General features: G+C 65.1%; 18 protein-coding genes. 10 read left to right on the top strand and 8 right to left on the bottom strand.

Annotated elements, in window-relative coordinates; all coding sequences use genetic code 11:
* Positions 1-16: 16 nt before the first annotated feature.
* Together NLN62_RS07630 and NLN62_RS07625 are read right to left on the bottom strand one after the other, a co-directional pair.
* The gene (locus tag NLN62_RS07630; RefSeq protein ID WP_254108253.1) at positions 17-1,558 is read right to left on the bottom strand and encodes a lysozyme inhibitor LprI family protein; all 1,542 of its coding nucleotides are present in this window, start codon (positions 1,556-1,558) and stop codon (positions 17-19) included.
* A gap of 303 nt (positions 1,559-1,861) precedes the next feature.
* Entirely contained in the window at positions 1,862-2,410 is a 549-nt protein-coding gene (locus NLN62_RS07625; protein WP_027526212.1) for a cupin domain-containing protein, read from the bottom strand.
* 147 nt (positions 2,411-2,557) lie between these two features.
* Between NLN62_RS07625 and NLN62_RS07620 the strand changes: the two genes are divergently transcribed.
* Entirely contained in the window at positions 2,558-3,886 is a 1,329-nt protein-coding gene (locus NLN62_RS07620) for an aspartate aminotransferase family protein (protein WP_254108251.1), read from the top strand.
* Positions 3,887-3,959: 73 nt separating this feature from the next.
* Positions 3,960-5,225 carry a D-amino acid dehydrogenase gene (locus tag NLN62_RS07615; RefSeq protein ID WP_254108249.1) on the top strand — a complete coding sequence of 422 codons (1,266 nt, stop codon included), beginning with the start codon at positions 3,960-3,962 and terminating at the stop codon, positions 5,223-5,225.
* A 93-nt stretch (positions 5,226-5,318) separates the two neighbouring features.
* Here NLN62_RS07615 and NLN62_RS07610 read toward each other — a convergent pair whose 3' ends face one another.
* Positions 5,319-5,969, bottom strand: a complete 651-nt coding sequence (locus NLN62_RS07610; RefSeq protein WP_027526215.1) for a helix-turn-helix domain-containing protein — start codon at positions 5,967-5,969, stop codon at positions 5,319-5,321.
* Positions 5,970-6,146: 177 nt separating this feature from the next.
* On the opposite strand from NLN62_RS07610, the gene NLN62_RS07605 reads away from it, so the two are divergent.
* From NLN62_RS07605 to NLN62_RS07590, 4 genes are read left to right on the top strand one after another with little or no spacing between them, the layout of a single operon-like run.
* Positions 6,147-6,899, top strand: coding sequence for an ABC transporter substrate-binding protein (locus tag NLN62_RS07605; RefSeq protein WP_254108247.1), 753 nt, complete (start codon positions 6,147-6,149; stop codon positions 6,897-6,899).
* 6 nt (positions 6,900-6,905) lie between these two features.
* Positions 6,906-7,559, top strand: a complete 654-nt coding sequence (locus NLN62_RS07600; RefSeq protein ID WP_254108245.1) for an amino acid ABC transporter permease — start codon at positions 6,906-6,908, stop codon at positions 7,557-7,559.
* On the top strand, positions 7,556-8,287 hold the full coding sequence (locus NLN62_RS07595) for an amino acid ABC transporter ATP-binding protein (RefSeq protein WP_254108243.1): 732 nt from the start codon (positions 7,556-7,558) through the stop codon (positions 8,285-8,287). The genes NLN62_RS07600 and NLN62_RS07595 overlap by 4 nt, the downstream gene beginning before the upstream one ends.
* Before the next feature lie 13 nt (positions 8,288-8,300).
* Positions 8,301-9,593 (top strand): FAD-binding oxidoreductase, encoded by a 1,293-nt coding sequence (locus tag NLN62_RS07590; RefSeq protein ID WP_254108240.1) that lies wholly within the window; start codon positions 8,301-8,303, stop codon positions 9,591-9,593.
* Positions 9,594-9,641: 48 nt separating this feature from the next.
* Here NLN62_RS07590 and NLN62_RS07585 read toward each other — a convergent pair whose 3' ends face one another.
* From NLN62_RS07585 to NLN62_RS07565, 5 genes are all read right to left on the bottom strand, one after another.
* A complete protein-coding gene (locus tag NLN62_RS07585) occupies positions 9,642-9,857 on the bottom strand; it encodes a hypothetical protein (protein ID WP_198031871.1) in 216 nt (71 codons plus the stop codon).
* 93 nt (positions 9,858-9,950) lie between these two features.
* Complete coding sequence (locus tag NLN62_RS07580) at positions 9,951-11,540, bottom strand: gamma-glutamyltransferase (protein ID WP_254108238.1); 1,590 nt, start codon at positions 11,538-11,540, stop codon at positions 9,951-9,953.
* Between the two features lie 263 nt (positions 11,541-11,803).
* Positions 11,804-12,619 (bottom strand): arylamine N-acetyltransferase, encoded by an 816-nt coding sequence (locus NLN62_RS07575; protein ID WP_254108236.1) that lies wholly within the window; start codon positions 12,617-12,619, stop codon positions 11,804-11,806.
* A 120-nt stretch (positions 12,620-12,739) separates the two neighbouring features.
* Entirely contained in the window at positions 12,740-12,916 is a 177-nt protein-coding gene (locus tag NLN62_RS07570) for a hypothetical protein (RefSeq protein WP_254108234.1), read from the bottom strand.
* A gap of 10 nt (positions 12,917-12,926) precedes the next feature.
* The gene (locus tag NLN62_RS07565) at positions 12,927-13,160 is read right to left on the bottom strand and encodes a hypothetical protein (RefSeq protein WP_027526222.1); all 234 of its coding nucleotides are present in this window, start codon (positions 13,158-13,160) and stop codon (positions 12,927-12,929) included.
* A gap of 260 nt (positions 13,161-13,420) precedes the next feature.
* Here NLN62_RS07565 and NLN62_RS07560 point away from each other — a divergent pair, with 260 nt between their 5' ends.
* The 4 genes from NLN62_RS07560 (at position 13,421) to NLN62_RS07545 (ending at position 21,139) form a co-directional block, all read left to right on the top strand.
* A complete protein-coding gene (locus tag NLN62_RS07560) occupies positions 13,421-15,433 on the top strand; it encodes a sorbosone dehydrogenase family protein (RefSeq protein ID WP_254113365.1) in 2,013 nt (670 codons plus the stop codon).
* A 7-nt stretch (positions 15,434-15,440) separates the two neighbouring features.
* Entirely contained in the window at positions 15,441-16,331 is an 891-nt protein-coding gene (locus NLN62_RS07555) for an SMP-30/gluconolactonase/LRE family protein (protein WP_254108233.1), read from the top strand.
* A gap of 128 nt (positions 16,332-16,459) precedes the next feature.
* Positions 16,460-17,485, top strand: coding sequence for a histone deacetylase family protein (locus tag NLN62_RS07550; protein WP_254108231.1), 1,026 nt, complete (start codon positions 16,460-16,462; stop codon positions 17,483-17,485).
* A gap of 207 nt (positions 17,486-17,692) precedes the next feature.
* Positions 17,693-21,139, top strand: coding sequence for an AAA family ATPase (locus NLN62_RS07545; RefSeq protein ID WP_254108229.1), 3,447 nt, complete (start codon positions 17,693-17,695; stop codon positions 21,137-21,139).
* Positions 21,140-21,338: the final 199 nt, after the last annotated feature.

Raw genomic sequence — 21,338 nt, 5'->3', positions numbered from 1 at the left:
AATAGTTTCGGCCCGCTCAACGGATCTCGCCCGGCATATTGTCGATGTCTGGGGAGGACAGGGCAGGAAACAGCCGTGCGGTCGAGGAGATGTCGAGCCGCCGCTTGCATTTCTGTTCGTCGGTGTCGTTCGCTCCGGTGCGCTTTTTTGCAAAATCGTCGTCGAGCCGGTTGACGATCAGCATGGCGTGGTCGCGCTCCAGCGTGTCCGGATTTTTGCGCTTCTCATCCGACCGGAATGTCCCGTCACTGACGGCGCCGCTCATCTCATAGTCGCAGCCGGCTTTCCAGTCGCCCTGGTCCCATTTCCAGCCTTTGGCCTTCAACTGGCCGTCTTTGTCGACGGTGATCTTGATGACCGCATTGTAGGCGAGCCAGACGCCGGCAAGACCGGTGCGCTTGTCGTCAAAGCCTTCGAGCAGCGCGATCCGCTCGCGTTGCAGGGCGTCGACATGATCGCGCGCGTTCGCCGTGAAATGCATCTCCGAGGTCTGCTTCTCCCAGGCGGGGTGCAGGAATTCAGGATATTCTTCGGCCTGGGCGTGCACCCAATTGCGCTGGTCGTCCGTCAGTGCATGCCGTGTCGCGTCGTCGAGCCGCGGCAGCAACGCCTTCCAGGCCCGGTTCAGTCGCTGGTCGTTCTCGGCGAGATCCGGATCGGAGCAGATCTCCTCCTCCGTCGCGGTGTCCGGGCGCGTGCAGTCGAACGTCGGGACGACGAATGACGTATCGATCTTGTCTGTCGTGCCTGATTTGCCGCTCGCGAAATAAGTGCCAGTGATCTGCCAGAGATAATCGCAATCGTCGCGGTCCTCGCTCGAGCCGTCGTCGCCGTCGATCATGACGACGCGAAGCGTATCGCCCTGGCGCCGGATCTTGATCGCCGGCGGTCTTGCCGACTTGCTATTGGCATCGCCCGACTTCGCCTTGTCTCCGGTGTCCGCGGCCTTGGCAGCCGGTGGTGGGAGCGGGCCGTTCAGCCAGCCGCCCGTGCCGGACGTCACCGTTGCCCTCAATTTGCATTGGCGATGCTTGTCGCTGCCGTAATAGGCGTTCATGTCGACGGCGAGATCATAGCCGCCGTTCGCGGCCGGCGTGACGATCAGGCCGCCGAACGCGTTGGTCCATTTGCCGGCCAGCCCGCTGTGGCCGAATCCGATGGCGATCTCGTCGAGCACCCTCGCGCGCCGGCGGAGCGTTGCGATGAAATTGTCACGGAGCTCGGCCTCGTCGACCTCCTGCACGGTATCGGCGGCCCCGAGGATCATCTCGTTGAACCAGGCCTGGTCGCGCTTGATGAGCGGCCGGATATTGCCGGGTGTTTTGGCGAGCGCGGCATCGAACGATTTATCGATCGCGGCTACGAGCTTGTCGTAGCCGGCTTTCTTGCAGGCCGCCGCCGTCTTGATGCGGCTGCCGTCGCCATTGACCGCGCCGCACAGCACGATTCCCGTGGGCGCGCTGCTGCTGGCGCGGAGATAGTCGTCCATCGCCTGGCAGGTGGCCGGGGCAAGCGAAACCATCGCGGCGAAGAGGGCGAAACGGAAGGGCGCGGGCATGGGCGGGCAGCTCTTGGGTCCAAAGGGGATCACACCTGCCCCTTTGGTCGCCTGCCTTGTGCGCGGGGTTCAGCAGGAGCCGGACCAAGACGAAGCGGCCCCGGAGTGCCTAGGAGTCCGGGGCCATAACCTCAGCACCTTTGCGCCAGGTTGTTCGGCTACGGGGCGGACCCTAGGCGAGATTCGGTGCGCGGGAATTGAGATGGCTCAACGTGATGGACGGCGGTTGCAGTTTATCCGGCGCATCACCGCGGACTGTATTCCTTGACCCTGCGCAAGCATAGCGGCGGGTCTGCCAGCACCTCAGAACGTCGGCGGCGTGCAGGCCGAGATCACCTCGCACGGCTTGCCGCCTACGCAGCGGAAGCGGTGCGGCCTGCGGCTTTCGAAATAATAGGCATCGCCGGGATTGAGGATGCGCCGCTCGTCCTCGACCGTCACCTCGAGCTTGCCGGAGATCACCACGCCGCCCTCCTCGCCGTCATGCACGAGCGGCACGCGGCCGGTGTCGCTGCCGGGCTCGTAGCGTTCTTTCAGGATCTGCAAGCTCCGGCCGAACAGATTGTCGCCGACCTGGCGGTAGGAGATCGGCTTCTTGCCGACCTCGGTCAACTCCTCCGTGCGGTAGAAGATCTTGCGCCGCTTCTCCGGCTCCAGCGCGAAGAACTCGGCGAGCCCCATCGGGATGCCGTCGAGGATGCGCTTGAGCGCGCCGACGGACGGGTTCATCTGGTTGGATTCGATCAGCGAGATCGTCGAATTGGTGACGCCGGAGCGTTTGGCGAGCTCGCGCTGCGACAGCTTGTGGCGGGCCCGGATGAATCGCAGCCGTCCACCGATGTCGACGCTCATGGTGCAAATCCCTGTTGCAGGTGTTGCGGATCGCGCAAATATGGACCGGCAGCCCCAGCCAGATCAATGGGTTGCCGGTGCGCAGAAAAGGACTTGTTGCGCTTTTGAAGCCGTGGCTCTGCTATCGGGTCAGCAAAGGAGCGGCCCGTGACCCTTCACCAGATTCCGAACACCATCAAGACCGATTCGCACTGGATGCCGTTCACGGCCAACCGGCAGTTCAAGAAGGCGCCGCGCCTGTTCTCCTCGGCCGAGGGTATGCATTACACCAGCGTCGACGGCCGCAAGGTGATCGACGGCTCCGCTGGCCTGTGGTGCGTCAACGCCGGCCACGGCCGCAAGCAGATTGCGGCTGCGGTCGAGAAGCAGCTCATGACGCTCGATTTCGCGCCGTCATTCAATATGGGTCATCCGCTTTCGTTCGACTTCGCCGAGCGGCTCGCCGAGATCGCGCCTAAGGGCCTCGATCGTATCTTCTTCACCAATTCCGGCTCCGAGTCGGTCGACACTGCGCTCAAGATCGCGCTCGCCTATCATCGCGCCACCGGCCAGTCGAGCCGCACCCGCCTGATCGGCCGCGAGCGCGGCTATCACGGCGTCGGTTTCGGCGGCATGTCGGTCGGCGGCATGGTGGCGAACCGCCGCGCGTTTGCGACGCATCTGCCAGGCGTCGATCACATCCGCCACACCCATGATCTTGCCCGCAACGCCTTTGCCAAGGACCAGCCCGCGCACGGCGCCGAGCTCGCCGACGATCTCGAGCGCCTCGTTGCGCTGCATGGCGCCGAGACGATCGCCGCTGTCATCGTCGAGCCTGTGCCGGGCTCGACCGCAGTGCTGCCGCCGCCGGTAGGTTATCTCAAGCGCCTGCGCGAGATCTGCGACAAGCACGGCATTCTCCTGATCTTCGACGAGGTCATCACCGGCTTCGGTCGCCTCGGTACGCCGTTCGCCGCCTGTTTCTTCGGCGTCACGCCGGACCTGATGACGACGGCCAAGGGCATCACCAACGGCACCGTGCCCTGCGGCGCCGTGTTCGCGAGCCGCAAGGTTCACGATGGTCTGATGACCGGCCCGGAGGGCCAGATCGAGCTGTTCCACGGCTACACCTATTCGGCACATCCTGTCGCCTGCGCCGCCGGCATCGCGACGCTCGACATCTACAAGGATGAGGGCCTGCTCACCCGCGGCGCTGACATCGCCGACTACTGGCGCGATGCGCTGCATTCGCTCAAAGGCCTGCCGAACGTCGTCGACATCCGCAATTGCGGCCTGATGGGCGCGGTCGAGGTCTCGCCCCGTGATGGTGCGGTTGGTGCGCGCGGCTATGACATCATGGTCGACTGCTTCAACACTGGCCTCTATCTGCGCATGAGCGGCGACTCCTTCGCAATGTCGCCGCCCCTGATCGTCGAGAAGAGCCACATCGACCAGATGGTCTCGATTCTCGGCGACGCCATCAAGCGCGTGGCCTGATAATTGCTCTCGCGGATCTCGACCCCTTGTTCTTGCTAGCGGCGCGACAAACGCCGCGGGAGTGGTGCGAAACGTGAAAGTCCTGATCCTCGGCAGCGGTGTCATCGGTGTAACCTCTGCCTACTACCTCGCGCGGGCCGGCCATGAGGTGACGGTCGTCGACCGTCAGGGCGAGCCGGCGCTCGAGACGTCCTTTGCCAATGCCGGCGAGGTCTCGCCCGGCTATTCCTCGCCCTGGGCCGGCCCCGGCGTGCCGGTGAAGGCGATCAAATGGCTCTTGATGAAGCACGGCCCTCTGGTGATCCGGCCGAAGATCGATCCCGTGATGTGGGTCTGGCTGCTCAAGATGCTGCGCAACTGCACGTCCGCGCGCTACGCCGTCAACAAGAGCCGGATGATCCCGATCGCGGAATATAGCCGCGATTGCCTGCGCGCTTTGCGCAAGGACATCGGCATTCAATATGACGAGCGCTCCAAGGGCACGCTCCAGCTCTTCCGCTACCAGGCGCAGCTCGACGGCACGGCTGAGGACATCGCCGTGCTGAAGCAGTATGGCGTGCCCTATGAAGTGCTCAATCGCGAGGGCTGCATCGCGGCCGAGCCGGCGCTCGCCGGCGTGAAGGAAAAGATCGTCGGCGGCCTGCGGCTGCCGGAGGACGAGACCGGCGACTGCCACATGTTCACGCAGGCGCTGGCCGCGGAGGCCGAAAAGCTCGGCGTCCGCTTCATGTTCAACACGTCCATCGACGGCATCGTCACGGACGCCTCGCGCGTCACCAGCGTTGCGACCGGCGCCGGCCTGTTGCAGGCGGATGCCTACGTCGTCGCGCTCGGGAGCTGGTCGTCGCGGCTCGTTGCTCCCCTCGGGATTTCGCTGCCGGTCTTTCCGGTGAAGGGCTATTCGATCACGGTGCCGATCAAGGACGCCTCCGGCGCGCCGGAATCGACCGTGATGGACGAGAGCTACAAGGTCGCGATCACGCGGCTCGGCAATCGCATCCGCGTCGGCGGCACCGCGGAAATCTCCGGCTATTCCGACAAGCTCTATGCCGCGCGCCGCGCCACGCTCGATCACTCGGTGACGGATCTCTTCCCGCGCGGCGGCGATCTCTCCAGAGCGACCTTCTGGAGCGGTCTGCGGCCAATGACTCCGGACGGCCCGCCCGTGATCGGCGCCACGCGCTATCCGAATCTCCATCTCAACACCGGCCACGGCACGCTTGGCTGGACCATGTCCTGTGGCTCCGGCCGCGTCCTCGCGGACATGCTCTCGGGCAAGAAGCCGGAGATCGACACCAGCGAGCTGACGGTGGATCGCTACGCGCACCGGTTTGGGTGATTTGCACTGTCATTCCGGGGCGCCTCGAAGAGGCGAACCCGGAATCTCGAGATTCCGGGTTCGATGCTTCGCATCGCCCCGGAATGACTCAGATTAACTCGCCCCCGTCACGCAGTTCACCCACAGCACGACTGCCTTCGCATCATCAGCCGGATTGGAAAACCGGTGCGGCCTGCGGCTGGCAAAGCGAAAACTGTCGCCCGTCTTCAGCGACCACGTCTCCGTGTCCACCGTGAGCATCATTTCGCCTTCGAGCACGAGGCCGGCCTCTTCGCCATCATGGGTGTAGAGTTCATCGCCGGTCGAGCCGCCGGGCTCGAGATGCACCAGGAACAGGTTGAGCCGGTTCTCGGCGCCTGCGGCGCTGAGGAGCTGTTTTGATATGCCGGTGCGCCAGAGCTTCAGCTCCGGCCGTTGCATTCCGCGCGTCACCACGGAATCGGATGCGCCGTCCGTGCTCGGACTCGCGCCGAACAGCGCGGCGATGCCGACGCCGAGCACGTCGGCAAGTGTCGCGAGCACGCGCAGCGATGGCGAGGACAGGCCGCGCTCAATCTGGCTGAGGAAGCCGATCGACAGCGACGTGCGCTCGGCGACCGTTTCGAGCGAGAGTTGCCGCGTGCGCCTGAGATCGCGGATGCGGCGTCCGACCGCGACGTCCATCGCCGGCTCGACCGGCTTGGCGGCCGGTTTGGCGACGGCCTTTGCCTTCTTCACCGCCTTGGCGGCGGCCGGTTTGCGCATTCTTTTGCCACCGCTCACGTCAAACCGCTTCCTTCATGTGCATGAAAACCGCTTGCATCGTCCGCGAAAGTGTGACCAAATTTTCATATTGGTGAAAATAAGCCGAAACGGCCCGACCCGCAATATCCGTCACAAGCGGGCGCGCCGTCATCGGCCGAACCCAACAGGGGGATTGCGATGAAGCGTTTCGTTCAAGCCGCGGTCGCGGCGCTCGCCCTTGCAGCCAGCGTGCCGGCATCCGCGCAGCAGGTGCTGAAGGTTGGCTCGACCCCGACTGGTATCCCCTTCACTTTCCTCGACACCAAGACCAACACCATCCAGGGCGTCATGGTCGATCTCATCACCGAGGTCGGCAAGGACGCCGGCCTCAACGTCCAGATCGAGCCGATGCAGTTCTCGGCGCTGATCCCCTCGCTGACCTCGAACAAGATCGACATCATTGCCGCCGCGATGTTCATCACCGCGCCGCGCAAGGAGGTGATCGATTTCTCCGATCCGATCTATACCTATGGCGAAGGTCTCGTGGTGCCGAAGAGCGATACCAAGGCCTATGCGTCGCAGGAAGATCTGAAGGGTGAGGTGGTCGGCGCCCAGGTCGGCACCGCCTTCGTCGATGCGCTGAAGAAATCGGGCCTGTTCAGCGACGTGAAGGCCTATGACACCATTCCCGACATTTTGCGCGACGTGAACGCCGCCCGTCTCAAGGCCGGCTTCGCCGACTATCCGATCCTCGCCTACAACCTCAAGCAGGGTGGCTTCCCCGAGGTGCGCCTCGTTACGAGCTACAAGCCCGTGACCGTCGGCTCGGTCGGCATCGGCGTGCGCAAGACCGACACCGAGCTGCTCGGGAAGATCAACGCCTCGCTCGGCCGGCTGAAGGCCAACGGCACCGTGGACAAGATCCTGGACAAATGGGGCCTGAAGGGCTGATCGCCGATGCAGGGCTTTTGGCGCGACACCGTTGAGTTCTTTCCGATCCTCCTGAACGGCGTCGCGCTCACGATCGTCGTTACCATCGGCTCGCTGATCCTGTCGACGTTGCTCGGGCTGGTCTGGGCCCTGATGCGGGTCTCCGGCATCGGCTTTCTGTCCGGCCTGAGCGCCAGCGTGATCAACGTGATCCGCGGCATCCCGATCATCGTGCTCTTGTTCTATCTCTACTTCGTGATGCCCGATCTCGGCGTCACGCTCACGGCCTTGCAGGCCGCGATCCTCGGGCTCGGCATCGCCTATTCGGCCTATCAGGCGGAAAACTTCCGCGCCGGCATCGAGGCGATCGAAAAGGGGCAGATCGAGGCGGCACAGACCATCGGCATGGGCTGGTGGCTCACCATGCGCCGCGTGGTGCTGCCGCAGGCGGTGCGCATCGTGCTGCCGCCCTACGGCAACGTCATGATCATGATGCTGAAGGATTCGTCGCAGGCCTCAACCATCACGGTCGCCGAACTCGCGCTCCAGGGCAAGTTGATCGCGTCCTCGACCTTCAAGAACACCAGCGTGTTCACGCTCGTGGCGCTGATGTATCTCACCATGAGCATCCCGCTGATCCTGCTCGTCCGTCATTTCGAGAAGCGGGCCGGCAAGCGATGATAGAGCTCGACGACGTCCACAAGAGCTTTGGCAAGGTCGAGGTGCTCAAGGGCATCACGGCGTCCGTCGAGAAGGGCGAGGTGGTCTGCATCATCGGCCCGTCCGGCTCCGGCAAGTCGACCATCCTGCGCTGCATCAACGGGCTCGAAAGCTACGACCGCGGCGACATCAGCGTCGAGGGCACGCGCGTCGATCGCAATGCATCGTCGATCGTCTCGATCCGCACACAGGTGTCGATGGTGTTCCAGCGCTTCAACCTGTTCCCGCATCGCACGGCGCTGGAGAACGTCGTTGAAGGACCACTCTATGTGAAGAAAGAGCCGCGCGCCGCGGCGCTGGAGCGTGGCCGCGCGCTGCTCGCGCAGGTGGGGCTGGCCGAAAAGGCCGACATGCATCCGCCGCAGCTCTCCGGTGGCCAGCAGCAGCGCGTCGCGATCGCGCGCGCGCTCGCGATGCAGCCCAAGGCGATCCTGTTCGACGAGCCGACCTCGGCGCTCGATCCCGAGCTCGTCGGCGAGGTGCTTTCCGTGATGCGCAAGCTCGCCGATGACGGCATGACGATGGTCGTCGTCACCCACGAGATGGGCTTTGCCCGCGACGTCGCGGACCGTGTGCTGTTCATCGACGGCGGCGTCATCGTCGAGCAGGGGCCGGCGAAAGCGGTGCTCAATCAACCGCAGCATGCGCGGACGCAGGATTTCCTGCGCCGCGTGCTGCATCCGCTCTGATCCGGTATCCGACATGACCGCGCCCGTGCGCCTGCCTTTGCCGCCCTCGCTCTATGCCGACACCGCCGTTGCGGCGGTGCCCACGCCGCCGCTCGATGCGGACAAGAGTGTCTCTGTCGCGATCGTCGGCGGCGGCTACACCGGCCTGTCCACTGCGCTGCATCTGGCCGAGCAGGGTGTCGAGGCACTGGTGCTGGAGGCGCAGGAGCCGGGCTGGGGCGCGTCCGGTAACAATGGCGGACACACCAATCCGGGGCTGAAGCACGATCCCGATCGGATCGAGGCCGATTTCGGCGCTGATCTCGGCCGCCGCATGATCGAATTCTCCTACGGCACAACGAATTTTACCCACGACCTGATCCGCCGGTACCAGATTCCCTGCGAGGCGCGGCAGAACGGCACGCTGCGTGCGGCCTATAACGAAGCAAGCGCTGCGGCGATCGAAAGCACGGCAAAGCAGTGCATTCGCCGCGCCATGCCAGTGACGCTGCTTAATCGCGAGCAATTGCGCGAGATCACCGGCACCGATCGCTACCTGTGCGCGATGCTGGATGCACGCGGCGGCGATTTGCATCCGCTGAGCTACGCCCGTGGCCTGGCACGCGCCGCGATCTCGGCCGGTGCGAGTGTGCACGGCGAAACCCCGGCGCTCGCCTTGCGCCGCGAGGGCACGCATTGGCGCATCGAGACGCCGCGCGCGGTCGTGCGCGCCGAAAAGGTGCTGCTCGCCACCAACGGGTTTACGGATGATCTCTGGCCTTCGCTTCGCCGCACCATCGTGCCGGTGTTTTCGTCGATCGCTGCGACCGCGCCGCTGTCGGACGAGGTCGCCCGCTCGATCATGCCGACACGCTCCGTGCTCTACGAAAGCGGACACATCACGGTCTACTACCGCATCGATCAGCAGAACCGCCTGCTGATGGGCGGCCGCGGCCCGATGCGCTGGATCAGCTCGCCGTCCGATGTGACCTATCTCATGCGCTATGCCGAGCGGCTATGGCCGCAGCTCAGGGGCGTCGCCTGGACCCATGGCTGGAACAGCCGCCTTGCCATCACCAAGGATCATTATCCGCATGTGCATGAGCCGGCGGAGGACATCCTGATCTCGCTCGGCTGCAACGGCCGCGGCGTGGCGCTCTCCACCGCAATGGGCGCGCAGCTCGCACGCCGCCTGATCGGTGGCAGGAGCGCGGAGATCGACATGCCCATCACCGGCATCAAGCCGATCCCGTTGCACGCGTTCTGGCCGGTCGGGGTGACGAGCGCAGTGATTGCCGGTCGCGTACGGGACAGGCTGGGGATCTAGAAAGGCGCCGCCCGATGTCGAGCGGCGCCTGGCAGGTTGTCGGCGATATCAGCAGCGGCCCTGCTTCCACAGGCCGGGCGGGCAGCCCATACCGCGCCAGCCGACTTTGCGCCCGTGATACCAGCCCGGTGGCGTGCCATGGTGATGTCCATGGAATCCGCCGTGGCCGTGTCCGTGGCCATGACCGCCTTTGGCGGATGCCGCGTTTGGCATGGCGAAGCCAGCCGCGATGATCAATGTTGCGGCGAGCGCAAGCTTCCTCATTAGAATGGTCTCCTCTTGGACGTACGCTTCTGTCCGTTCGATGAACTGACATCGGACTGGAAGTCGCCTGCAAATGTGGAGGAGTCGTGACGCTCAGCTCTCTGCTACCGCATCGGCCCAGGGCTGGAAGATATCGACCGCGCCGGAGTTGGTGTCGCCCTCGCGCATCACCATGCTCGGGCAGGCGAATTTCATCGGCACGGACTGCACCTGCGTCTCCTCATAGTCGAAGCGCGCCGCGAGCGCCCTGCGTGCGTCCGCGGGCAACCGGCGGTCGCCGGTCACGACGGCGCCTTCGCTGGCGTCGATGCGCGGCTGGTGGATTGCGGCATCGAGGTCCATGCCATAGTCCATCGCGAAGGAGAGGAGCTGCGTCACTGCGGGCAGGATGCGGCGGCCACCGGAGGCGCCGACTGCGAGGCGCTTGCCGTCTCTGGTTTCTGCGATAACCGGCGTGATGTTGGTGAGGCAGCGTTTGCCGGGCGCCAGCGAGTTGGTCGTGCCGGGTGTCGGATCAAACCACATGACGCCGTTGTTCATGGGAATGCCGGAATGCGGCGTCACGTATTTCGAGCCGAAGGTCGACAGCAGCGTCTGCGTCACCGCGGCCATGTTGCCGTGGCGGTCAACCACGGAGAAATGCGTGGTGCAGCCGGGCGCGAGATATTCGGCGCCGAGCGACCGCTTGCCGTCGGCATCGCCCATGTCCTTGAGACGCTCGCGATAGGCCGCTTGCAGGGCAGCGGCGTATTCAGCGTAGGCCGTTGCATCGGGCGCGCCGTCCGGCCTCAGGTTCTGCTGCAAGAGGCGCAGCGTATGCGCAAGCGTAGGGCCGGCGGTGAGCTCGGGCGTCGCAAACACCTTGCCGCCGCGATAGGGAATTTTCAGCGGCTCGCGAAGATGCGCACGGAAGGCGGCGAGGTCCTCGACCGAGAGGGCGCCGCCGTCGGCCCGGATGTCGGAGGCGATGCTTTTGGCGAGATCGCCCTGATAGAAATCGCGTGGGCCGGCCGCGGCGAGGTGCGCCAGCGTTGCCTGCAATTTCCGCTGCGGCAGCCGCGTCTCGGCATTGATGCCCCACGGTGCATTCGGCGGCAGGCCGTCGACAAGATACGCCTCGGCGCTGGCGGGATAGCGCCGCAGGTCGAGCGCGCTGCTCGCGATCATAAGCGTCGTCCACCAGTCGACGAGCAGGCCTTCGCCGGCGAGTTTCGCGCTTGGTGCGAGAAGGTCCTTCCAGGGCAGTTTGGCGTGGCGGCGATGAGCTTCCTCCATGCCGGCAACGACGCCGGGCACAGCGATCGCGCCGGGGCCGTGGATATTGCGGTCGTCCTTCACTCGCGCCCAGGGGAAGAGATCGGAGGCAGCCCCCTGGCCCGTGATCGGATAATCCTCGACCCGCAGGCTTTGCGGCGCACGCATGTTGTAGTCGATCACTTCGTAACGGTCTTCGCTCGCGCGGTAGAGCACCATGATGCCGCCGCCGCCGATGCCGCTCATCCAGGGCTCCAGCACGTTGAGCGCGAAGGTTGTAGCGACCACCGCGTCAACGCAGTCACCGCCCGCGGCCAGCACCTCCGCCCCGATCTCGGCCGCCCGGCGCGACTGCGCCGCGACGATGCCGCCCTTGGCGTGGCGGGCGGGTTTGCGGGGCTGCTGGGCATAGCTGAACTGGTGAGACATGGGCCGATCTTGTTGCGTGGGATGGAATTGCGCCGGAGTGGCACGGGAGCCAACAATGGCAGATCGCGGCCGACGATCCAGACCGAAGCGCAACATGGCAGGTGTGAAGCAGGCGCGGGATCGTCCTTGTTCATTCTCCCCTTGCGGGAGAAGGTGGCGCGAAGCGCCGGATGAGAGGTTGTATCCGCGAACACAACCATCAGAGCGACTCGCGGAGAGAGACCCTTCACCTGTCTCGCAAGGGGAGAGGGGACGCCAGCGCGCTATCCCCCAATCCTCGCAAACACCTCCTCGAGCGGCACCGGGGGCTCGACGTTGAACGTCTCATCCAGCACCAGCCCCAGCTCGTCGGCGCTGTCGATCGTGCGCTCGCCTTTCACCTCGCCGTCGCGTCCTTCGATGGTCAGCCGGCGGTTGGCCAGCTTGTAGCGCGTATCGGCTGCGACGCGCTCCATGATCAGGGTGCTGGTGAAGGGTGGGATGGAGCTCGTCGAGGTGAAATAGTTGCCGAGCTCGTAGTCGGATTGAAGCTGCGGGACCTGGTCGAAGACGTACATGGTCCGCCAACCGCGGGGCTGTTTCGCGCTGATTGAGAACAGGCCATTGGTCTCGTCGATCCGATAAGTTCCCATCGCGGTGCGCTGCTCGATCTCCGTCCGGAACTGCAAGGGGCTATCCATCACGCAGGCGCCGAATCCGACATCGGCGATGTAGAGACCCTCGGGCAGGTCGACCTTGAGCAGCATATGGACCTTCGGCCCGAGCGGGCTGTCGGGTGCGGCCATCCACCGCACGCGCGCGCCAAGGCCCGTCACGGTGAAGCCGATGCGCTCGAGCGCCGCCTTGAACAGCGCGTTCTGCTCGAAGCAATAACCACCGCGCCGGGAGTCGACGAGCTTGGCCTGCACGGACGGCAGATCGAGGTGGACCGGCCGGCGCAACAGCGGATTGAGCCCCTCGAACGGGATCGCGTCGACGTGAGCGCTGTGAAGCGCGGTGAGCGTGGCCAGATCCGGCTTCACCGCCGCGCCATGACCGATGCGCGTCAGGTAGTTGTCCAAATGGAATTCATTCGGCATGAAATGGCCCCTGCTGCCTGAAAGGGCGGCAAGGTAGACAAGGCTGTTCCCTGATGAAAGCCTTAAATCGGCGTCGTGGTGATGGGGAGGATTGTGCGTTTCGGCCCGGCGAGGTCGCGCTCAGAGCCGGCCATCCCTGCGGCGGTTGCCGTGCTTGGCGTGCCATTTCGGCCCCGGGCCGCGCATGTAGTGCAGCTCGGGGCGGTAGGGATTGCCCGCGAGCTTCACCAGCGTCTGCCATCGCGTGGCGATCGCGGAGACGTGGTGGCGAAGCAGCGTGAGCGAAGCGATCAGCATGGCAATGTCCTCAGTGCGGCTTGCCGAGCACGGAGCTGAACGGCACGTCGAAGATCTCCTCGCCGTCGTCGTCGCTGACGTGCAGGATCCAGTCGCGCCAGTCTTCGTCGCCGGGCACCATGATCATCGAGTGCATGATTTGCGCGGCACGGTCGCGGGCCTCGGTCAGGTTCGACACGGCGGTGCCGTGCCGGTCGATCAACATGCCGTCAGTATTCGAACAATGAAAATAAACTTGGACCATAGCCGTCTCCTCCAGGGAGCGAATCGGACGCAATCAACCCATAACACTCTGACGTTGTCGGAAATATTCGGGTTCAACCCGGTAAGGGAATTTACGGATGTTCCGATTCACGGGACGGTGAGCGCGTTACTGATTCTTAACCTTCGGCTGGACGGCGCGGCGGAGGCATGGAACTCTCGATTTTGCCGGGGGCGAGGGGAGGGGGAAACTTGCAATTCACCAGAGAAACCTGGGGCCGGCCGGGGACGTTCGCATGCATTCTGCTGGCCGCGGGGCTTGGCCTTGCGCCGCCGGCGTCGTCCGACCCGATCCGGAGAAGCGGCTATGCGATCGGCACGGATACCTGCGGCAGCGGCGATCTCGCCTTCCCGAGGCTCAAGATCGACCTCCGCCAAGGGTTTTGCGCAGGTCTCGTCGCCAGCGAAGAGGATCATCTCAAATTCCCGCGATCGATCATCCAGATTCCCGGCCACGAGCTGTTTGTGGTGACCGACATGGGCGGCTGGGGCCACACCGATGGCCGGCTGCTGCTGCTCGATCCCCGTGCAGCCGAGGGCAAGCGGATCAAGGAGCTGCTCACGGGGATCGAATATCCCTTTGGTCTGGTGATAGGTCCCGACAAAAAACTCTATGCGTCCACCGACGAGACGATTTTCCGCGTCGATCCGCTTGCCGACAATCCGCACAGCACGGTCGAGACTATCCTTCATCATCTGCCGGGCCGCCGGCTCACCTTGCCTGACGGCACCAAGGTCGAGGAGAGCGCGCATCCGCTCAAGCAGTTCGCGTTCGACCGCACCGGGCGGCTGTTCGTCAATGTCGGCTCGCATAGCGATGACTGCATCACCCAGCCGCCGATCACGCGGCCATGCGCGCCGGCGGAAGGCGCCTCGGCGCTCGCCGCGATCTGGATGTTCACGCCGCCTTCAGGCGGCGTCTTCCCTGCATTGAAGCCCAGCGATCCCAATCCGCCGCACGAGGTCTATGCGCGCGGCCTGCGCAACTCGATGGCGCTGCACCGGCAATTTCCCGATCCCGGCTACGCCTTCCTGCAGGGCGAGAACGGCCGCGACCTGCCCGACATCTTCAAGCCGAACGAGGAGATCAACGCGATCGAGCAGGGCAAGCACTACGGCTGGCCCTATTGCTACGACCTCTCGACGGCGAGTCCGGAATTCAGGCTGGTGCTTCAATCGGGGCCTTACAAGAACCTCTGCGCCGGCAATGCCCTCTACAAGCAGCCGTTTTCGCTGCTGCCCCCGCACGGCGCGCCGCTCGGCATGCTCTACTATCACGGCGCAAAATTTCCGGAGCTGGAGGGCAAGCTGCTGATCGCCCTCCACGGCTATCGCCCGACCGGCAGCCGCCTCCTGGTCTACGATGTCGACGATCACGGCTTCCCCAAAATCAGTCCGCCGCCGGTCCGCTACCATGTAAGCTGCGCCGCCGAGCCGACGCGCAGCTTCCAGACCGACGCGGGCGAGGTCGCCGCGGCGCCTTTCGAGGAACTGGTCTCCGGCTGGCACCGCGTGAACGGCGCGCGGCCGCAGGGCGCGCCCGTCGGCATCACCGTTGCGGAGGATGGCGCGATCTGGCTGGTGGAGGACAAGAACCAGACCGTGATCCGGATCGATCGCACTGATGGCACTGGTCCGGAGCCGCTCCCCTGCGACATGCGAAGCCCTGCGCAGATCGACCAGCTCGCCGCCTTCGTTGCCAAGGACGCACAGAACAGGGACCGGCTCTCGGCACTGCGCAAGGGGGTCGTGGAGAAGCACTGCGTCGGCTGCCATTCTGATTTCGGACTGAAGCAGGGCCAGTCCGACACCGAGAAGGACCAGACCGTGCTGCGCTTCATGCTGACACAGGACGGCTGGATCTATCCTGGCGATCCCGGGTCCGGGAAGCTGCGCACGCGCCTGCGCGGGATCGGCGCCGAGAAGCTGATGCCGCCGGGCGGCGAAGCGCTGGCGAAGACCGAGCCCGGCTACGCCCGCCAGCTCGACTATGCGGACTCGCTGGTTGCAAATATGGTTCCGGGAACGCGCATGCGCATCAAGCCCGGCCCGCCGACGCGCAAATTCGTCGCGCGCAGCGGCAAGGAATGCGGCGAAATACCGGCCGCCAAGGTCGTCGTCGTGACACAAAGGACCGCTGTAGACAAAGCCGGCTTCAGCCGGTTCTACCGGCCGGCCGATCCCTATCTCAACGGCGAATGCACCGACGACGATGGCTACTACATCCAGCAGAACGATCTGGTGCCTTTGCAGTAGCATTCTCATGATGCTGGCGACGCAGCCGGCCGGAGCGCAGACCAAGCTGTTCGAAAGCGCGCAGGTGACGCCGGCTGGCGAGTACACCTTCGGCATCGAAGGGCCCGCCGTCGATCTCGACGGCAACCTGTTCGTGGTCAATCTCGGCAAGCCCGGCACGATCGGCAGATTGCCGGCGGGAGGCGCGGCCTCCGAAACTTTTGCGGAGCTCCCGCAAGGCAGCGTCGGCAACTCCATCCGCTTCGATCGCGACGGCACCATGTTCGTCGCCGACTACAAGGGCCACAACATCTTCGCGCTTCCCAAGGGCAATGCGGAGCCGCGACTCTGGTTTCACTCCGACGAGATGAAGCAGCCCAATGACATGACGATGGCGCGCGACGGCACCATCTATGCGAGCGATCCGAACTGGAAGGGGCGCGAGGGCCACGTCTGGCGCATCGCCAAGGCCGCTGACGGATCGGTGCAGGGCCAGGTCATGACGGCGCCGCGCGCGATGGGCACCACCAACGGCATCGATCTCAGCCCGGACGGCAAGACGCTTTATGTCGGCGAATCCAACAGCGGCGAGGTCTGGTCTTATACGATACGCGGCACAGAGCTCACTGACGCCAAGCTGATCAAGACGTTCCAGCCCGACACCATCGACGGTCTGCGCACCGACGTCAGCGGCAGGCTCTATGTCGCGCGCATTCTCAAGGGCACGATCGCGGTCATGAAGCCCAATGGCGCGGTCCAGCGTGAGGTCGCCCTGAAAGGCAAGGAGCCGACCAACCTCGCGTTCGGCGGCGACGACGGCAAGACCGTCTTCGTCACGCAGCGACAGGGCGGCTTCATCGAGGCCTTCCGCACCGATCAGCAGGGCCGCGAGCATTGCGTGCAACGCGGCCGTTGCTGAGCCGTGCATCGGGTGCGATCCGCGCGCCACGCAGGGCACGCGCGCAAGATGCGGCACTGTTCTTGCTTGCATCGTAGCGCCGCCGGGATCAAGACGTCATCCGATCCCAAGGCAATGGAGCCGCCCACGTGAAAGCCCTTTATACCGAACTGCATCGCAGCCACGATCCGCAATTCTTCCTGGTGCGCGGGGTCGTCAAGCGCACGACCGAGCAGCCCGAGCGCGCGGACCGGCTGCTCAAGGGTTTGAAGGACGGTAAGCATCAACTGGTCGAGCCGACCACATTCGGGCAGGGACCGCGGGCTCGGATTCACAGTCCGGAATATCTTGCTTTTCTCTCTGAGGCCTGGGACGCCTGGAGCGCGCTCGGCGATTCCGGACCGGAGATGATCGGCAATATCCATCCCGTGCGCCATGCCGCGACCTATCCGACGCATATCGTCGGCAAGCTCGGCTGGCACACCGCCGATACCGCGGCGCCGATCGGGCCTGGCACCTGGGCGGCGGCCTGCGCGGCGACGGATGTTGCGACCACCGCGGCGCAGCTCGTGATGGACGGCGAGGATGCTGCCTACGCGCTCTGCCGTCCGCCTGGCCATCACGCCTATCGCGACATGGCCGGCGGCTTCTGCTTCCTCAACAACAGCGCCGTCGCGGCCGCGCATCTGCGGCTCAGGCATGAGCGCGTCGTGATCCTCGACGTCGACGTGCATCACGGCAACGGCACGCAAGGCATCTTCTATGCGCGGCCCGACGTCTACACCATCTCGATCCATGCCGATCCGGTCGCGTACTATCCGTTCGTGTGGGGCTATGCGCATGAGCGCGGCGAGGGCGAGGGGCTTGGCACCAATCTCAACATCCCGCTGCCGATCGGCACGGGCGATGACGGTTACATGCAGGCGCTCGCGCACGCCAGGACCGCGATCGAAGCATTCGCGCCCGGCGCGCTCGTCGTGGCGCTTGGTCTGGACGCCTCCGAGCACGATCCGCTGAGAGGGCTTGCCGTCACCACGCCCGGCTTCCGCCGCATCGGCCAGGCGATCGCGCGCATGGGACTGCCGACCGTGTTCGTGCAGGAGGGCGGTTATCTCTCCGATATCCTCGGCGCGAACCTGACGTCGGTGCTGGCGGGCTTTCAAGAGGTGCGGTGATCCGGCGTCGCCTCTCCCGCGCGTGGGGAGAGGTCGGATTTTGCGAGAGCAGAGTCCGAGTGAGTGACGCCGTGCCTTTTCGATCCAGTTGAGCTATTATTCAAAAAACTGTGAAACGCGTCCGGTCCGAGATGGAGTTTTGGCTCTCAAACTTTGTGGTTGAGGGCATATTCTCCTGGATGGAGTGTGCAGTCGAACGGAAGCAGCATGCTGGAGCCGGGCGCGGCGACGGAAACGGATTTGAAAGGCTGGCTTGAGGGCGCGGGGCTCGGCCAATACACCGAACTTTTTACACAGCATCGCCTCGGCCTCGACGTCATGCCCGACCTGACCGAGGCCGATCTCGCAGAACTCGGCCTGCCGCTCGGTGATCGCAAGCGGCTGCGCCGGGCGATGGCGACGCTGCTTTCGCCCGAACCGGCCCAGCCGCCACCCGCCCCGCAGACTACGGCGCGCGCGGAGGTCGGCGCCGAGCGGCGGCAGCTCACCACCATGTTCTGCGACATGGTGGATTCGACCCCGCTCTCGACCCAGTTCGACCCCGAAGACGTGCGCGACATGATCGCGAGCTTTCGCGAGACCTGCGTCCGCGTGGTCAAGCATTATGAGGGGTTTGCTGCCCGCTTCGTCGGCGACGGCATCCTGGTCTATTTCGGCTATCCGACCGCGCATGAGGACGACGCCGAGCGCGCGGTGCGCGCCGGGCTCGAGATCGTGCGGGTGCTGTCGACGGCACGCGCGGTCGAGCCGCGCGGCGCGCCGAGCCATGCACCGGCGGTCCGCATCGGCATCGCCACCGGTCTCGTCGTGGTCGGCGATCTCGTCGGCCAGGGCACCGAGGAGCGCGATTCCGCGGTCGGCGAAACCGTCAATCTCGCCGCGCGGCTCCAGGGACTGGCGCCGCCGAACGGCGTGGTCATCTCCGCCTCCACCCAGTCGCTGCTGAAGGGCAAGTTCGACTACCGCAATCTCGGCCTCCAGGCGCTCAAGGGTCTTTCCGGGAAGGTCCAGGCCTGGCACGTGGTGCGGCCCTCGCGCGTAGAGACTCGCTTCGCCGCGGCCATGGGCACGCGGCTGACGCCGCGCGTCAATCGCGAGGAGGAGGTCTCGCTGCTGACGGGGCGCTGGCAGCAGGCGAGGCGGGGCGACGGACAGGTCGTGGTGCTGTTCGGCGAGCCCGGGATCGGCAAGTCCCGCATCGTCCAGGAGATATTCGCGGCCATCGCGGGTGAGCGGCACGGGCAGATCTCGTTGCAGTGCTCTCCGTACTACACCTCGACCGCGTTCTATCCGTTCAGCGCGCAGCTCAAATTCGCGCTCGGGCTCGATCGCGAGGATGCGAGCGCGATGTCGCTCTCCAATCTCGAGGCCGCCGTGGCGGCTACGGGAAACGACGTCGCGCAGGTGACCCCGCTGTTCGCTGCGCTGCTGTCGATCCCGACGGGCGACCGCTACCCGCCGCTCGACCTGTCGCCGCAGCAGCAGAAGGACGCGACGGTGTCGGCCATCGTCAACCATCTGCTCGGGCTTGCGCGCGAGCAGCCGCTGGTGATTGCCTTCGAGGACCTGCACTGGATCGATCCGACCTCGCGCGAGGTCATCGATCTCCTGGTCGACAAGGTGCAGGGCCAGCCGATCCTCGTCGTCATCACCGCGCGGTCGGAGTTTCAGCCGAGCTGGAATGCGCATTCGCACATCACGACGCTGGTCTTGAACCGGTTGAGCCGGCAATTGCGCACGACTCTGGTCGAGCGCGTTGCCGGGCGGGAGCTGCCCAAGGAGGTCGTCGAGGAGATCATCGTCAAGACCGACGGCGTGCCGCTGTTCCTGGAGGAATTGACCAAGACCGTCCTCGAATCCAACCTCTTGACCGAACGGCACGGCCGCTACGTGCTGTCCGGCGAGTGGCGGCAGCTCGCGATCCCGGCGACGCTGACGGACTCGCTGATGGCGCGCCTCGACCGCATGGGCCCGTTCAAGAAGATCGCGCAGATCGGCGCCACCATCGGCCGCGAGTTCTCCTACGAGACGCTTCACGCCGTCGCCAACACGCCCGCCGACCAGATCGAGGCGGCACTCGATCATCTGGAGGAGGCCGGCCTGATCGTGCGCGGCGGCCATCCGCCGGATGCGCTCTACGCGTTCAAGCACGTGATGATCCAGAACGCGGCACATGCCAGCCTGTTGCACAGCGAGCGGCGCAAGCTGCATTCGCGGATCGCCCAAGTGCTCGCCGAGATGTATCCGGAGAAGACGGCGCGCGAGCCCGAGCTTCTCGCACATCATCTGACCGAATCCGGCCAGAGCGAAGGCGCCGCGAGCTTCTGGCTCAAGGCCGGCGAGCAGGCCGCGAAGACCGGCGGCAATCTGGAGGCGATCGGGCACTTGCGTCGGGGCTTGAGCGTCGTCCAGGCCAATGCCCGTATTCAGGGCGCGGGCGAAATGGAGCTCGAGCTGCGAATTGCGCTGGGCAACGCGTTGATCGCCGCCAAGGGCTATGCGGTGCATGAGGTGGAGGAAAACTATATCCGCGCCCTCGAACTCGGCCATGAGCTCGACGACGAGGAGAAGACGTTCGCGGCGACGCGCGGGCTCTGGGTCTGCCATTTCATCCGCGCGGATCTGACGCGCGCGCACGATCTCAGCGTCGAACTGTTGAAGTTTGCCAAGCGCGTGCGGCAGAGCGAGCGGGCGCGGCCCGCGCAGCAGACCGGCTATCTCATGGAGGCCCATCGCGCCATCGCGATGACCATGCTCTATCGCGGGCGTTTTGCGGCTGCCCAGCATCATCTGCACCGTTGCATCAATCTCTATAGCGCGGATCTGCACGCCGACCTGATGGTGCGGCACGGCACCGATCCCGGCGTCGTGTCGCTGTCCTATCTCGGCTATCTCCTGTGGTTCCTCGGCCGCTCCGATGCGGCACGCCAGCATAGCGAACAGGCGATCGCGAACGCCGAGAAGATCCGCCATCCCTTCACGCTTGCCTTCGCGCTGGTGTTCGGCGCCTATCTCTGCCAGCACCTGCGCGACGTCGAAGGCACCCGCGATCACGCCAACCGCGCGATGATCCTCGCCACCGAGCACAATTTCCTGCACTGGAAGCAGCAGGCTGCGATCCTGCGCGGCTGGGCGCTGACGCAGCTTGGCGACGTCGACGATGGATTGAGCCAGATGCGCGTCGGTCTCGACGAGTATGAGGCGATGGACTCCTGGCTCGCCGGCTGCTGGTTCAGATGCCTGTTGGCCGAGGCCTATGCGAAGGCCGGCTTCCGCGAGGCAGCCTTGCGCGCGCTCGATGGCGCACTCGCGACCGCACGGCGCACCGGCGATCACTCCTACCTCGCCGAAGTCTATCGGTTGCAGGGCGAGATCACGCTCGCCGAGGGCGGGCCGAGTTCGGCCCATGACGCCGAAGATCTCTATGAGCTCTCGCTCGACGTCGCCCGCAAGCAGGGTGCACAGTCCTGGGAGCTCAGGACAGCGATCAGCCTTGCGCGGCTCTGGGAGGACGCGGGCAAGGCCGGGCAGGCCGAACGGCTGCTCGGCCCCATCATCGGCAAGTTCAGCGAAGGCTTCCTGACGCCGGACCTAACGCAGGCGGCGCAACTGCTGAAGCAGCTCGGCAGGCAGCAGGTCGACGTGGAGCGGTAAGCGTCGCCCTTGGCTGGGAACGCGCCTCCGCGCTCGCGCTGCTAGCGCGCGTACTCATAAATCTTCGTCGATGTCCGGTTCGCCCCGACACCGACCGCCTTTGTACAACCGCAGCAAGTGTCGCGATGGGCCAGATGCGGACTCTTGATCTTTGGTCTTGCACCTATTGTCGGCCTCAAGTCGTGCATTGATCCTTCAC

This window comes from Bradyrhizobium sp. CCGUVB23, from assembly GCF_024199885.1.
GTDB lineage: Bacteria > Pseudomonadota > Alphaproteobacteria > Rhizobiales > Xanthobacteraceae > Bradyrhizobium.
The sequence above is the reverse complement of the archived record's forward strand: the minus strand, read 5'-3'. Positions and strand labels throughout refer to the sequence as shown.